This window comes from Paraburkholderia panacisoli (assembly GCF_008369935.1).
Taxonomy (GTDB): Bacteria; Pseudomonadota; Gammaproteobacteria; order Burkholderiales; family Burkholderiaceae; genus Paraburkholderia; species Paraburkholderia panacisoli.
Map to the genome: position 1 here is coordinate 26,617 of NZ_VTUZ01000024.1, position 14,229 is coordinate 40,845.

The 14,229-nt window shown below is 64.2% G+C and carries 15 protein-coding genes; 5 read left to right on the plus strand and 10 right to left on the minus strand.

Features of this window, described 5'->3' with window-relative positions:
- Positions 1–164 precede the first annotated feature (164 nt).
- The 4 genes from FVF58_RS29860 to FVF58_RS29875 form a co-directional block, all read right to left on the minus strand.
- Positions 165–596 (minus strand): ExbD/TolR family protein, encoded by a 432-nt coding sequence (locus FVF58_RS29860; RefSeq protein ID WP_149673376.1) that lies wholly within the window; start codon positions 594–596, stop codon positions 165–167.
- Between the two features lie 38 nt (positions 597–634).
- Positions 635–1,345, minus strand: coding sequence for a MotA/TolQ/ExbB proton channel family protein (locus FVF58_RS29865; protein ID WP_149673377.1), 711 nt, complete (start codon positions 1,343–1,345; stop codon positions 635–637).
- Between the two features lie 131 nt (positions 1,346–1,476).
- Positions 1,477–2,274: a 4-hydroxy-tetrahydrodipicolinate reductase gene (gene dapB / locus FVF58_RS29870; RefSeq protein WP_149673378.1), complete on the minus strand. Its 798-nt coding sequence runs from the start codon at positions 2,272–2,274 to the stop codon at positions 1,477–1,479.
- 152 nt (positions 2,275–2,426) lie between these two features.
- Complete coding sequence (locus FVF58_RS29875; RefSeq protein WP_149673469.1) at positions 2,427–3,269, minus strand: outer membrane protein assembly factor BamE; 843 nt, start codon at positions 3,267–3,269, stop codon at positions 2,427–2,429.
- 158 nt (positions 3,270–3,427) lie between these two features.
- On the opposite strand from FVF58_RS29875, the gene fur reads away from it, so the two are divergent.
- Entirely contained in the window at positions 3,428–3,856 is a 429-nt protein-coding gene (fur, locus tag FVF58_RS29880) for a ferric iron uptake transcriptional regulator (protein WP_149673379.1), read from the plus strand.
- Between the two features lie 120 nt (positions 3,857–3,976).
- Here fur and FVF58_RS29885 read toward each other — a convergent pair whose 3' ends face one another.
- The 3 genes from FVF58_RS29885 to FVF58_RS29895 form a co-directional block, all read right to left on the minus strand.
- Positions 3,977–4,489: an ureidoglycolate lyase gene (locus FVF58_RS29885; protein ID WP_149673380.1), complete on the minus strand. Its 513-nt coding sequence runs from the start codon at positions 4,487–4,489 to the stop codon at positions 3,977–3,979.
- A 12-nt stretch (positions 4,490–4,501) separates the two neighbouring features.
- Complete coding sequence (gene alc, locus FVF58_RS29890) at positions 4,502–5,512, minus strand: allantoicase (RefSeq protein WP_149673381.1); 1,011 nt, start codon at positions 5,510–5,512, stop codon at positions 4,502–4,504.
- Positions 5,513–5,639: 127 nt separating this feature from the next.
- Positions 5,640–6,968 (minus strand): C4-dicarboxylate transporter DctA, encoded by a 1,329-nt coding sequence (locus FVF58_RS29895; protein WP_149673382.1) that lies wholly within the window; start codon positions 6,966–6,968, stop codon positions 5,640–5,642.
- Positions 6,969–7,196: 228 nt separating this feature from the next.
- On the opposite strand from FVF58_RS29895, the gene FVF58_RS29900 reads away from it, so the two are divergent.
- Positions 7,197–7,889 (plus strand): FadR/GntR family transcriptional regulator, encoded by a 693-nt coding sequence (locus FVF58_RS29900; RefSeq protein ID WP_149673383.1) that lies wholly within the window; start codon positions 7,197–7,199, stop codon positions 7,887–7,889.
- Positions 7,890–7,972: 83 nt separating this feature from the next.
- On the opposite strand, the gene gap is transcribed toward FVF58_RS29900, so the two are convergent.
- Both gap and tkt read right to left on the minus strand, forming a co-directional pair.
- Complete coding sequence (gap, locus tag FVF58_RS29905) at positions 7,973–8,983, minus strand: type I glyceraldehyde-3-phosphate dehydrogenase (protein WP_149673384.1); 1,011 nt, start codon at positions 8,981–8,983, stop codon at positions 7,973–7,975.
- 96 nt (positions 8,984–9,079) lie between these two features.
- A complete protein-coding gene (tkt, locus tag FVF58_RS29910) occupies positions 9,080–11,101 on the minus strand; it encodes a transketolase (RefSeq protein WP_149673385.1) in 2,022 nt (673 codons plus the stop codon).
- A 278-nt stretch (positions 11,102–11,379) separates the two neighbouring features.
- On the opposite strand from tkt, the gene speE reads away from it, so the two are divergent.
- The 3 genes from speE (at position 11,380) to FVF58_RS29925 (ending at position 13,539) form a co-directional block, all read left to right on the plus strand.
- Positions 11,380–12,252, plus strand: coding sequence for a polyamine aminopropyltransferase (speE, locus tag FVF58_RS29915; RefSeq protein ID WP_149673386.1), 873 nt, complete (start codon positions 11,380–11,382; stop codon positions 12,250–12,252).
- A gap of 113 nt (positions 12,253–12,365) precedes the next feature.
- Positions 12,366–12,779: a VOC family protein gene (locus FVF58_RS29920; RefSeq protein WP_149673387.1), complete on the plus strand. Its 414-nt coding sequence runs from the start codon at positions 12,366–12,368 to the stop codon at positions 12,777–12,779.
- Between the two features lie 19 nt (positions 12,780–12,798).
- Entirely contained in the window at positions 12,799–13,539 is a 741-nt protein-coding gene (locus tag FVF58_RS29925) for a 16S rRNA (uracil(1498)-N(3))-methyltransferase (RefSeq protein ID WP_149673388.1), read from the plus strand.
- Positions 13,540–13,656: 117 nt separating this feature from the next.
- On the opposite strand, the gene FVF58_RS29930 is transcribed toward FVF58_RS29925, so the two are convergent.
- Positions 13,657–14,217, minus strand: a complete 561-nt coding sequence (locus FVF58_RS29930) for a barstar family protein (RefSeq protein ID WP_149673389.1) — start codon at positions 14,215–14,217, stop codon at positions 13,657–13,659.
- Positions 14,218–14,229 lie beyond the last annotated feature (12 nt).

The following is a 14,229-nucleotide window of genomic DNA, read 5'->3' on the forward strand; positions in this document are numbered from 1 at the left end:
TGCTTTCGCACCGGCCGCTTTGGTGCTCTGCTGGATGAAATGGCGTCGTTTCCCCGGTCGGCGGGGAAAGGGCTGATTATACCGTTCGCGGACGGGTACGCCGCGCGGCATGGTGCGCGGGCCTGATGCGGGGTGTGTGACGGGTTTGGGACAGGGTTTCGGATTTAATGCGCCGCGTCCTGCGGTGGCGGGTCCGTCACGAAACCAATCCGCTCGAGCCCCGCTTGCTGCGCCGCGCCCATCACCTGCGCGATCACCTCGTAGCGGGTCGCGCGCTCCGCGCGCAGTTGAATCTCCGGCTGCTCCGTCTGTTTCCCCGCTTGCGCGAACTGCGTGCGCATCTGCGCAAGCGTGATGATGTTGCCGTTCCAGTACAGCTTGCCGGCGGCATCGATGGAAAGCGATATGGTTTGCGGGGTCTGACGAGCGGGCGCTGCCGCGACTTTCGGCAGATCGAGCCGGATCGCGTGCGTGAACAACGGCGCAGTGATGATGAAAATCACCAGCAGCACCAGCATCACGTCGATCAGCGGCGTCATGTTGATCTCGGCCATCGGCCCGGCCGTCTGCTTCTTTTCGAGTCCGCCGAATGCCATGTCGCCTCCTTCCTGAGCTTTCCGCCTGAACAGCGCCGCTAGTGGGTCGAAGCCTGCTGCGCCCGCATCGGCGCCTGAGCCGGTTCCGCCGCCGCGCACACATAGGCATGCAGGTCGTGCGCGAAGCCGTCGAGTTCCTCCGACAACTGCCGCACGAGACGCCCGAGCACGTTGTACGCGAGCACCGCGGGAATCGCGACCACGAGGCCAAAGGCAGTCATGATCAGCGCCTCGCCGACCGGTCCCGCAACATTTTCGATCTGCGCCTGACCGCTCGCCGCAATACTGCCGAGCGCGTGATAGATGCCCCACACGGTGCCGAGCAGGCCGACGAAGGGCGCCGTGCTGCCCACCGAGGCCAGCAGCACCTGACCGAATTCGAGCCGCCGCTGCGACGCGTTGAGCGCCTGGCGCAATGCGCGCAGCACCCGTTCGCCGCGCTCGACGCGCGCGAGCAACACACCGGGAATGTCCACTTCGGCGGCATGCAGCGCAGCTTCGGCGAGCGGCGTGAAAACACGCTCGCGATCCGCGCGCCGCAATGCCACGACACCTTCGGAGAGCGTCGGCGCCTGCCAGAACTGCGCAATCGCCCGCGTGGCCTGACGTTTGGCGCGCGTGAGGATCCAGCTTTTGACGATCAGAAAACACCAGCTCGCAACCGACATGGCCAGCAGCACATAGGCGACGCCATGCGTCAGCGCGTCGCTGGTTTGCAGGTAATGGATGATGCCGCTGCTGCCTGCCATCTGACCTCGCCGTGGAAAAGTGATTTCACAGAACGCGCAGGGGCCGCGACGCCCCTGACTCAGTGCTCAGTGCTCAGTGCTCAGTGCTCAGTGCTCAGTGCTCAGTGCTCAAGATTAGCGCGCAAGAGCGTTCAACGCAGGCCGAGTACGTCCTGCATGTCGAACAGACCAGTTTGACGGCCTTCGAGGAAGCGCACGGCACGCAGCGCGCCTTGCGCATACGACAAACGGCTCGCCGATTTGTGCGTGATTTCGATGCGCTCGCCGATGCCCGCGAACAGCACCGTATGGTCGCCGACGATATCGCCGCCGCGAATCGCCGAGAAGCCGATCGTGGACGGATCGCGCTCGCCGGTCACGCCTTCGCGGCTGTAGACCGCGCAGTCGTCGAGATTACGGCCGAGCGCGTTGGCGATCACCTCGCCCATGGTCAGCGCGGTGCCGGAGGGTGCGTCGACCTTATGACGGTGATGCGCCTCGATGATCTCGATGTCGTAGCCGGTCGCGAAATGCTTCGCTGCGTATTCCAGCAACTTCAGCGTGACGTTCACGCCGACGCTCATGTTCGACGACAGCATGATGGCGACTTTGTCCGCAGCCGCGCGCAGTTGCGCTTTCTGCTCGCTGTCGAAGCCGGTCGTGCCGATCACCATTTTCACGCCGTAGCGCTGCGCCGCTTCCAGATGCATCAGCGTGCCCTCGGGGCGCGTGAAGTCGATCAGGTAGTCGGATTCGGCGAACACGCGCTCGATGTCGTCGGTGAGCAGCACGCCCGTCTGTTTGCCGAGAAACGCGCCCGCGTCCTGCCCGAGTTGCGGGGAGTCCGCGCGGTCGAGCGCGCCGGACAACGTGGCGTCGGAATCGTTAAGGACGGTTTCGATGAGCATGCGGCCCATACGGCCCGATGCGCCAGCAATGGCAATTTTCATGGCTACGAGGGTTCGAAATGGCAAAACCCGGCAAATGCGGGTGAAAGCGGCGGCGGGCAGCACACCCGGGCGCCGCACCTCATTGGAAAAGCGGAGAATCCGGCGGGCGCTGCGCATGGCGCCGTGCCCGCCTTAAAACAAGGACAGCCCGATTACTCGCCCGTTCCCGAAGTCGACGGAGAAGTCGTCACGGGCGCACTGTTCGTCGGGCCACCGCTGCTTTGCGCACCGGTCGGTCCCACCGGATTGCTCTGGCTAGTCGGAGCCGGCGGCGGCGGACGGTGGAACTGGAACTGCGGCTGACCCGGGGCCGTCGGGCCTTGCGACGGAATGCCGCCAGCATTTGCGGTCGGCGCCCTGGCTCGTGCGGGCGACGGGCCGTTCGGCGTGGATTGCACGGCATTGGTCGCACGATTGGCGGCCTCTGCGGCTTCCGCGTTCGGGTCGGTGGACGGCGCGCCCACTGCGGCGGCGCCCTCGACGGACGGCGAGCGGGTGGTGTCCAGCGTGACTGCCGGCGCGCCGCTATCGGCAGCCGGGGCGCTAGCGGCGGCCGGGGCGCTTGCCGCAGCCGCGTTCGTCGCGCTCGGCCTTCTGCCGCCGCGCCTGTCGCCGTCGATCTCCGCGAGCAATTCGAGATTGGACGGCAGATCCTCGCCGCCCGTCCAGCTCGTCACCAGATCACCCGAGAAGAACACCACGAAGTCGCGCTGCTGCACGATTGAAGTCGAGCCGCGCTTGAAATAGAACACGTAGTCCCAGCGATCCGCGTGGAACATGTCGGTCAACAGCGGCGTGCCGAGCAACTGACGCACTTGTGCGCGTGTCATGCCGACTTTCATCTGTGCCGCCGCTTCCGACGATACGAAATTGCCTTGCACCACCGTAATCCGGTACGGCGTGATGCTTTGGGCGATGCGCTGTGTCAGGCTGTCGTAAGTGGAACATCCGGCAAGAACCGCGACAGTCGCAACAGCGATCAAGGTACCCCGCATGCGGCTCCCCCGGTAGATCAATTGAGATTTTGAAATCATTTCACTCACCGTGCGGGCCCGCTGACGAGCCGCGCGAGTTTCATTCCATCGAAGATGACCAGAACGGCAAAAACACATTACTATGAGAGCCCAGCATTGTACTCTAGGGATCCCTTGTCATGACCAATCCAACCGATCTCAAGAATATCGGGCTCAAGGCGACCCTTCCGCGCCTCAAAATCCTTGAGATTTTTCAGCACAGCCCGGTGCGTCATCTGACAGCCGAAGACGTGTACCGTAACCTCCTGCACGAGGAACTCGATATCGGCCTGGCAACCGTGTATCGCGTGCTGACGCAATTCGAGCAGGCCGGCCTGCTCTCGCGCAGCAATTTCGAATCGGGCAAGGCGGTGTTCGAACTCAACGAGGGGACGCATCACGACCACCTCGTGTGCATCGATTGCGGACTCGTCGAAGAATTTTTCGATTCCGAAATCGAAAGCCGTCAGCAGTCTATCGCGAAGGAACGCGGCTTCAAGCTGCAGGAACACGCGCTGGCGCTGTATGGCGCCTGCACGAAGGAGAATTGCCCGCATCGCAAGCATTGACGCAGTAACGCCGCCCGCGCCGGGGTGCGCGGGGCGGCAATGCGAAAGACCCGGCCGATGCGAATCGGCCGGGTCTTTCTTTTCAGGTTGACGGCAGCGCCGCGTGCACGGCGTGCGTCGCTAGGCCACCAGTTCGGCGCTCGCTGCGAACGTGAGGCGCCACGGCTCGGCCAACGACAATTCGTCGCAATTATTGCCCTCGCCGCCACGATCCACCACCACGAAATCGCTCACCTGATCGAGCGCCAGCAGCGGGTGATGCCACACCCCTTTCGCGTAATTGACGCCTTGCCACGCGTCGGTCCAGAACGCCCGCATCAGCGTCGGATCGAACTCGCCGGCAGGCGCGACCACCACCAGATAGCGGCCCTGCTGTAAGGGAATGAAAGCCTGGCTGCCGAGCGGATGCCGCTCCATCATCGTGATGTCGACCGGCAACGCGCGCGGCTGCGCACGAAACAGATTGATCAGCGCGCGGCCGCCGCGCTCCGTCACGTCGACGTTGGCAAGGTCGTGATAGCGCTCGGTCGTGCCGCCGTTGATCGCGAAATGGCGCGCACCGTCCAGTTCGATGACGTCGCCGAACGGCGCGAACGCGCTGCGCGTCAAACGTTCCATCTGCAATGTCTTCATCACGCCACTCCGTTACGCGATCTCGCCCCACAGACGCAGGCGCGACACGCCGCCGTCCGGAAAGATATTGAAACGCACATGCGTGACGGGTCCGAGCGACGCGAGGCCGTCCGTGAACGTGTGCACGTGGTCCATTTGCAGTTTCTGTTCGCCGAGCAATTCCGGCCAGAACATCGCCTGCGTGACGAGCGAGTCGTCCGTGCCACCCGTCACCGAGGCCGCCTGCACCGAACAGCGGTCGGGGAAATTGCCCTTGAAGTGCGCCGTATCCACTTCGATCTTGCGGATCACGCCCGGCCGCGCCAGCGCGACGATCGCCCAGTCGTTGCCCGGCTCGCGACGGCGCCGGGTTTCCCAGCCGTCGCCCATGTTGACGCCGCGGCCCGGCATCAGCATCTGCGAAGCCGGCCCGAAATGCTGGTTGTTCGCCGCGACCAGGTACGCGCCGTTTTCGATCGCGGCGAGGTCCAGCAGCGTGCCGCGTTCGACCCGCTCCCAGTCGCGCTTCGGCTGGCCATACACGCGCAGCCGCGCGAGACCGCCATCCGGATACAGATTCACGCGCAGATGGGTGAACGCGCGCGCGTCGCTCACTTCGACGTAGTGGTGCTGGTTGCCCTGCAGTGTGGTCGCCGGCACGAGGGTTTGCCAGTCGGCGTGATCGGGCGGCACGTCGGCGTCCGCATAACAGGCGTCGATCGACGCGGCCGGCGGGAAGTTGCCGGTGAAGTGGCTCGTATCCAGATCGACGCCGTGCACGACGCCCGGCCGCGCGAGGCGGATCACGCAGTAGTCGTGGCCGGTGCTGCGTTTGCGGCGGGTTTCCCAGCCGTCCATCCACTTGCCGTGGTCGTCGTATTTGCCGGGGATGAACACCGCCGGCTGCGGTTCGAGCATGCGCTCCTTCGGCGCGAAGAATTCGTCGCTGGCGAACAGTGCCTGCGCGCCCAGACGCGGGTCGGCGAGGTTCATGTAGCGGCGGGTGAAGGCTGGAGCGTTCGGGTCGAGGATCGGAGTGGCCATGATGGTTTCGGTGAGAAGCAAATGGTTGGGGACAGACAGCAGAGTCGCGGTGTCCGCCGGTGCGGTAAGCGCGCCGCGTTGGCGCGCGGGATCAGGATTCGGAGCTACGTATGTCAAACCGCCCGCGTCACACGGCCGGCGCGTGTTCGCCACCCACCTGCTCGGCGCTCGTGTCTTCACCGGCGGGCACGTAGCGCAAGGCCGCGTCGCGGTTCAGCACGCGATGAGCGCGCACCCGGTCGATATCGTTCTCCCACACGGCGACCACCACCGTCGCCACGCAGTTGCCGATCAGGTTGGTCAACGCGCGGGCAATGCCGACGAACCAATCAACCGGCAGGATCAGCACGAGGCCGAGCACGGGAATCGCCGGAATCGCGGACAACGTCGCGGCCAGAATCACGATGGCCGAGCCGGGAATGCCGTGCGCGCCCTTCGACGTCACGAGCGACACCAGCACCACCACGATCAGGTCGTGCATGGACAGCGGCGTGTTGGTGGCCTGCGCGATGAAGATCACCGCCAGCGTGAGATAGATCGAGAAGCCGTCGAGGTTGAACGAATAGCCGGTCGGAATCACGAGGCCCACGGTCGAATCTTTCACGCCCATCCATTCCAGCTTGCGCATGATCTGCGGCAGCACGGCGTCGGACGAAGCCGTGCCGAGCACGATCGACAGTTCCTCGCGCAGATAGCGAATCAGCTTGAAGATGCTGAAGCCCGCCAGCCGCATGACGATGCCCAGCACGACCGCGACGAACACGAAGCAGCTCGCGTAGAACACGAGCACCAGCATGCCGAGCTGCTTGAGCGACTCGACGCCGTACGTGCCGGTGGTGAACGCAATCGCGCCGAGCACGCCGAGCGGCGCGAGTTTGATGATGAAGCTCATCACGCGGAAAAACACCTGCGACAGTTCGTCGATCAGGCCGCTCACGCGCTGCGCCTTCTTGCCGAGCAGCGACAGCGCCGAGCCGAACAGCACCGAGAACACCAGAATCTGCAGGATGTCGCCGGTCGCGAACGCGTTGATCGCCGTGTCGGGAATGATCTTCAGCAGAAAGCCGGCGGTGTCCTTGAGGCTTTTCGCGTGCTCGGTGTAGGTCGAGAGCGAGGCCGGATCGAGCGAATGCAGATTGATGTTCATGCCGACGCCCGGCCGCGTCGCATAAGCCAGCACCGCGCCGATCACGAGCGCGATCGTCGTCATCACCTCGAAGTAGATCACCGCCTTCAATCCGACGCGCCCGACCTTGCGCAGATCGCCGGCGTGCGCCATGCCGCTGACCACGACGCAAAACACGATCGGACCGATCACCATCTTGATCAGCTTGAGAAAGCCGTCCCCGAGCGGGCGCAGCGATTGGGCGAAATGCGGATAAATTGCGCCGATCACGATGCCCGCCACTAGCGCTATGACGACCCGGCCAAACAGCGAATTGAAGAATTTCAACACGGCTTCCTCCTGGTTTCGATTCCTACCTGTTCAGACTGGTCCGACCAGTACTGTTATGGCCAATAGTAGGAAACCGATATACTGGCGTCAAGGATTCATCGAACAGTGTTTACCCGTTGTTTTTCCAGCCATTTCGGGTCGGGTTGCAAAGGCCCGCTGCGCAACGGCACCGCGCGTTCAGACCGCGTATTACAATGCTGGTCAGACCGCGCCACCCAGTGAGCCACCATGAAAAACGTTCCGCATACCGTCACCGATGCCGCCATCGCGACCATCCGCGAACGGATCGAAGCGGGCGACTATCCGGTGGGCAGTCTGCTGCCGGCCCAGCGTCAACTCTCCGAAGAACTGTCGATCAGCCGCGCGTCGCTGCGCGAGGCGCTCTCCACGCTGGAGGCGCTCGGTCTGCTGGTGATCCGGCCCGGCAAGGGCGTGTATGTGGAAAGCGCGCAGGCCACGGCCGCGCGGTCGTGGCGTTTCTCCGAGCAGTCATCGCTGCCGGACACCTATCAGATGCGTTTCGCGCTGGAAGGCTTTGTCGCGCGCATGGCGGCGCTCGCCGTGAGCGACGCCGACCTCGCGTGGTTAGAGGAAAACATCACGGCGATGCAGACCGCGCTCGCCTGCGACGAACTCGACGAAGCCGCGCGCCTCGATTACGAGTTCCACATGCGGATCGTGAGCATTGCCGGCAATGCGGCAATCGAATCGATCCTGCAAAGCAGCGCGGAGATCATGAAGGAAAGCCAGCGGATGCCGTTCTACCGGCGCGAACTGGTGCTGTCCACGTACACCGAGCATCGCGCGATTCTCGACGCGCTTGGCGCACGCGATTCGGCGGCTGCGGGCAAGGCCATCGAAACTCACATTTCGAACGCCGCGCAGCGCGCCGGCGTCCATTTCCCGACCCCGCAGATGTAAAAAAGCCGCTCCGAGGAGCGGCTTTGTTTGCCCCGCCGCCGGCCGAAGCCGGCTTTGCAGGGCGTCGCGCGAAGCGCAATAACTTACTTCGCGTTGGCGAGCGCCACAGCCGTGTCCAGCATGCGGTTCGAGAAGCCCCACTCGTTGTCGTACCAGCTCGACACCTTCACCAGACGGCCCGACACCTTGGTCAGCGTCGAGTCGAACGTCGACGAAGCCGGGTTGTGGTTGAAGTCGATCGACACCAGCGGTGCGTCGTTGTAGCCGAGGATGCCCTTCAGCGCGCCCTGCGATGCTTCCTTCATGATCGCGTTGACTTCGTCGACCGTCGTGTCGCGCGCGGCGATGAACGACAGGTCGACCACCGACACGTTGATCGTCGGGACGCGAATCGCGTAGCCGTCCAGCTTGCCGTTCAGTTCCGGCAACACCAGACCGACCGCCGACGCAGCGCCGGTCTTGGTCGGGATCTGGCTATGCGTGGCCGAACGCGCGCGGCGCAGGTCTTCGTGATACACGTCGGTCAGAACCTGGTCGTTCGTGTACGCGTGGATCGTCGTCATCAGGCCGTTCACGAGGCCGATCTTGTCGTTCAGCGGCTTGACGAGCGGTGCCAGGCAGTTGGTCGTGCACGATGCGTTCGAGATCACCGTGTCCGATGCCTTCAGCACGTTGTGGTTCACGCCGTAGACGATCGTTGCGTCGACGTCCTTGCCGCCCGGTGCCGAGATGATGACCTTCTTTGCGCCGCCCTTGATGTGTGCGCTAGCCTTTTCCTTGGTCGTGAAAAAGCCCGTGCATTCCATCACGACGTCGACGTTCAACTCGCCCCACGGCAGTTCAGCCGGGTTGCGGTTGGCCAGCACGCGGATCTTGTCGCCGTTGACGACGAGGTAGTCACCGTCAACCGACACTTCGCCCGGGAACTTGCCGTGTGCGGTGTCGTATTGCGTCAGGTGGGCGTTGGTCTTGGCATCGCCCAGATCGTTGATGGCGACGATTTCGATATCGTGCTTCTTGCCGTTTTCATAGAAGGCGCGCAGGGTGTTGCGGCCGATCCGGCCATAGCCGTTGATTGCGACGCGAATCGTCATGGTTTATCTCCTGATGGCTGAAAAAATACGTCCTGGTTGGTCTGACCGGCAGCGTTGCCGCGCGTTCGCACGCGAGCGGCAACACTTTGCTCCCGATCAGCCGAGGGCGGCTTTTGCCGTCTCTACCACGTGCTCGACGGTGAAGCCGAAATGCTTGAACAGCACGCCAGCCGGGGCCGATTCGCCGAACGTGTCGATCCCGACCACGCCGCCTTCCAGACCCACGTACTTGCGCCAGAAATCCGTCACGCCCGCTTCGACCGCGACGCGGCGCACGCCGTGAGGCAAAACGCGTTCGCGGTATTCGGCGCCCTGCTTGTCGAACACCGTGGTCGACGGCATCGACACGACACGGGCCGCGATACCTTCACGCGCGAGCGGCTCGACCGCGTTCAGCGCCAACTCGACCTCCGAACCGGTGGCGATCAGGATGATCTTGCGCGCGACGATCTCGTCGTTCCAGTCGCGCAGCACGTAGCCGCCCTTCTCGATGTTGGCGATCTGCGCGTCGGTGCGCTCCGAGAACGCGAGGTTCTGACGGCTGAAGATCAGGCACGACGGGCCGTGATGTTCGACCGCGTGGGTCCAGGCCACCGCCGTTTCGACCGTATCGGCCGGACGCCACACTTGCAGGTTCGGAATCAGGCGCAGGCTCGCGACGTGTTCGATCGACTGGTGGGTCGGACCGTCTTCACCCAGACCGATCGAGTCGTGCGTGAACACGAAGATCGACGGCGCCTTCATCAGCGCGGCGACGCGCAGCGCGTTGCGGCTGTAGTCCGAGAACGTCAGGAACGTGCCGCCGAACGCCTTGAAGCCGCCATGCAGCGCGAGGCCGTTGATCGCGGCGCTCATGCCGAATTCACGCACGCCGTAGTTCACGTAATTGCCGGCTGCCTTGCCTTCCGCGTTCACGCGCACCGCCTTCGCGGCCTTCCAGTTGGTCAGGTTCGAGCCGGTCAGGTCGGCGGAGCCGCCGAGCAGTTCGGGCAGCACCGCCGACAGGCCTTCGATGGCCTGCTGCGATGCCTTGCGCGTCGCGACGGTTTCCGCGCGCTCGTTCGCGCCGGCGATGATCGCTTGCGCCTTTTCCTTCCAGTCCGCCGGCAGTTCCTTCGCGTTACGGCGCTTGAATTCCGCCGCTTCCTGCGGGTACTTCGCCGCGTAGGCCGCGAATGCCTTGTTCCATTCGCCTTCGATTTGCGCGCCGGACTCCTTCGCGTCCCACGCCGCATAGACTTCCTGCGGGATCACGAACGGCTCCCACTTCCAGCCGATCGCTTCGCGCGTGGCCGCGACTTCCTTGTCGCCGAGCGCCGCGCCATGCGAATCATGGCTGCCCGCCTTGTTCGGCGAGCCTTCGCCGATCACGGTCTTGCAGCAGATCAGCGTCGGCTTGTCGGACAGCTTGGCCTGCCTGATTGCCGCGTCCACTGCGTCGACGTTGTGGCCGACCACGTTCGGGATCACGTTCCAGCCGTACGCTTCGAAGCGCTTGGGCGTGTCGTCGTGGAACCAGTGCACCACTTCGCCGTCGATCGAGATGCCGTTGTCGTCGTAGAACGCGATCAGCTTGTTCAGCTTCAGCACGCCCGCCAGCGAGCATGCTTCGTGCGAGATGCCTTCCATCAGGCAGCCGTCGCCGACGAACACGTAGGTGTGGTGATCGACGATCTTCGCGTCAGGCTTGTTGAATTCGGTGGCGAGCAGCGACTCGGCGAGCGCCATGCCGACCGCATTCGCCAGACCCTGGCCGAGCGGGCCAGTGGTGGTTTCGACGCCCGGCGTGATGCCGTATTCCGGGTGGCCCGGCGTCTTCGAATGCATCTGGCGGAAGTTCTTCAGCTCTTCCATCGGCAGGTCGTAGCCGGTCAGGTGCAGCAGCGAGTACAGCAGCATCGAGCCGTGGCCGTTCGACAGCACGAAACGGTCGCGATCGGCCCATTGCGGGTTCTTCGGGTTATGGCGCAGATGACGCGACCACAAAGCCACGCCGATTTCGGCCATGCCCATCGGCATGCCGGGGTGACCGGAATTCGCTTTTTGAACGGCGTCCATGGACAACGCGCGGATTGCGTTGGCCATCAGGGAGGTGGGTGCGGGAGACGAAGTCGTCATGTCGAGTCCGGAGACAGAGTCAGAAAGCGGTGTGCGCTTGAGGACCGGGAGCTCGGCGGCCAGTTCGCTACGGCGCACGGTGCGGCGCCGGTAGACGCGAAACGGGCAGAGCAAACGGACAAGGCTGAAAGCGACACATTCTAACAGATCGTTGCCCCGCGTCCGCCCGGAACGCCGCCTGGCCGTGCGGTCCGGCGCACATGCCGAGGCCGCGACCCGCGGCGCACTTTACAATGAGTCAACCGAATCCACCCGGCTCCGAATCGAGCCCGTCATCCGTGAACGCTCCGCTGCTGTTCCACCCGAATTCAGACGCTGTGTACGGATTCGCGCAGGCCCGGCTCTTGGCGCGCGTCGATTCACCATATCAGCGTATCGAGGTGTGGGACACACCGCAGCTCGGCCGGCTTTTCACGCTCGACGGCCGCCCGATGACGTCCACCGGCGACGAGTTCATCTATCACGAATGCATGGTCCATCCGACGGCGCTCGCGCATCCGTCGCCGCGCGCGGCGCTGGTGCTGGGCGGCGGCGATGGCGGCGCCGCGCGGCAACTGCTGCGGCATCCGGGTATCGAACGGATCGTGGTGGCGGAGCTGGACGCGCAAGTGGTCCGCCTGACACGCGAGTATTTGCCCGAGGTGCACGGCGGCGCGTTCGACGATCCGCGCGTCGAACTGGTGATCGACGACGCCGCGCACTATGTCGCGGCCACGGCGCCGGCGCAGTTCGACCTCGTCGTGTTCGATCTGACGCCGCCCGACTCACCCGCCGCCGGCCTGTATACACGCGCCTTCTACGAACAGCTCAAGCGCGTGATGAGCACACCCGCCGCGCTCTCCGTGCATCTCGGCTCGCCCTATTTCCACGCCCGCCGCGTGGCCGGCCTGCTTGACGACCTGCGCGCCGCGTTCACCCGGGTGCGCACGGTGAATACCTTCGTGCCGCTCTACGGCTCGCTGTGGATGATGGCAACCGCCAGCGACGCACTCGACCCCGCCGCCCTCACCCTAGACACGCTCACCGAGCGCCTCGCCGCGCGCCGAATCGATTCGCTCAAGCACTACGATCCGGCCATGCACGCCGGACTCTTCTCGGCATCGCGGTCCGTGCGCGATAAACTAAGTCAATTCTTAAAGCCATCAAGCTAACGTGAGGGCACAATTTACGGTTGGTCGGACCGCGCTATACGCATGTCGGTACGCGAGCGCCGGCCTCGTCCCGTAACGTGCGCCCTGCCAATCTTCATGATCCGGAGAAACCCATGACCGCCCCCCGCCCAGCCGGTGTGCCCTGGTTGACCCCCTATCTGACGGTACGCGACGCGCGTGCCTCGACGGCGTTTTTCGCGGCGGCTTTCGGCTTCGAAGTGCGCGACAGCGTCCAGGACGACGGCGTCGTCATGCACGTCGAGATGACTTATCAAGGGCAGTTGATCGTGATGTTCGCGCCGGAAGGCGCGTTCGGCTCGGCTGCGAAAACACCCAAAAGCGCGGGCGCGATCGCCCCGCAATCGTTCTATGTCTATGTCGACGATGTCGACGCGGTTTACACGCGGGCACTGGCTGCCGGCGCGAAATCGCTGAGCGAGCCGCAGGATCAATTCTGGGGCGACCGGTTCGCTCAGGTCGAAGATCTGGACGGCTACCGTTGGGCGCTCGCTCGCCACCTTTCCTGAGCCAATGAGTATTTTTTTGATGCCTCGCTTCTTCGTCGGTACCCCGCTCCGCCCCGACGACATCATGCAGCTTCCTGATGACGTCGTGCGCCACATCCTCGTGCTGCGCTTGCAGCCCGGTGATTCGATCGTGCTTTTCAACGGCGAGGGCGGCGAATACAGCGCCGAACTCGTCGAGGTCGAACGCCGCTCGGTCCAGGTGCGAATTCGCGAATTCCGTCCAATCGAGGTCGAAGCGCCGTATCAGCTCACGCTGGCCCAAGGCATCGCGGGCGGCGACAAGATGGACTGGCTGATCGAAAAAGCGGTCGAGCTTGGCGCGTCGTGCTTCGTGCCGCTGACCACCACGCGCAGCGTCGTGCGTCTTGCCGGCGAGCGCGCGCAGCGGCGGCATGCGCATTGGCAGGGGATCGTGCGCGCGTCATGCGAACAATGTGGGCGTAACAGGCTGCCGGAAGTGATGCCGGTGCGCGAGATCGCCACCTGGCTTGGCGCACTGCCACGCGAGGCCGGCGAAGGCGAGCTGCGCATTTTGCTGTCGCCGCGCGCCAGCATCAGTTTCTCGGCGCTGCCCGCCACGCCGCCGCAAGGCCGCGTGACCGTGCTGGTCGGCCCGGAAGGCGGCTTTTCCGCCGCCGAGGAAGCGGCGGCCACCGATCACGGCTTCTCCGCCGTCGGCCTCGGACCACGCGTGCTGCGCACCGAGACCGCGGGCATCGCGGTGCTGTCGGCGCTCGCTGCGCGTTGGGGTGGCTGGTAAGGCAGCGTGCTCAAGTCGCCCACGCAAGGGGCACGAGCACCAAAAGCAAAGGCCCGCCGATCGGCGGGCCTTTCTCTTTTCTCTTCCTGCTACAAGCTGTGCTTACACCGGCGAAATTCAGGCAAACGAATAAAAGACCCGGAACGCCACCTTGCGCTCGGCCCAGAATTCGGCCGCTTCGCGGAACACGTCCAGCAGCGTCTCGCGCCCTTCCTTGTCGAACTTCTGCGCAACCGGCAACTGTTCGAGCACGATCACGAAGCCCGGCTGCGCGCCGGCCTTATGGACGAGGTCGGTCAGGCAATCGTAGAGCGCGTCGTAATTCTTGCCGAAATGCTTGGGAAACAGAAACGATGTCGCAATGGTCTCGAGCACTTCCTGCTTGGACAGCGCGTTCGCGCAGTAGGCATACAGAAAATGCTGGCCGAGCTGGCTGGCCTCGTCAGCGAGATCCTGCACGCGGAACGCGCGGATCGACTGGACGATGTTCGGTCGCACGGTCTTGAAAAGACTCATGGGCTCCTCGTTCGATGAAACCACCGTGCCAGCGTCGCCCTGGTTGTCGCGGCCCTGATCGCCGGCGCGCATCTTCATGACGCGTTGGAACAAATTGCCGTCGCCGGCCGCGAAAAGATCCCTCGCGACTCCGGTGTCGTGCGCGTAGATGTTGTCGCTCATGCCGTTCATCCC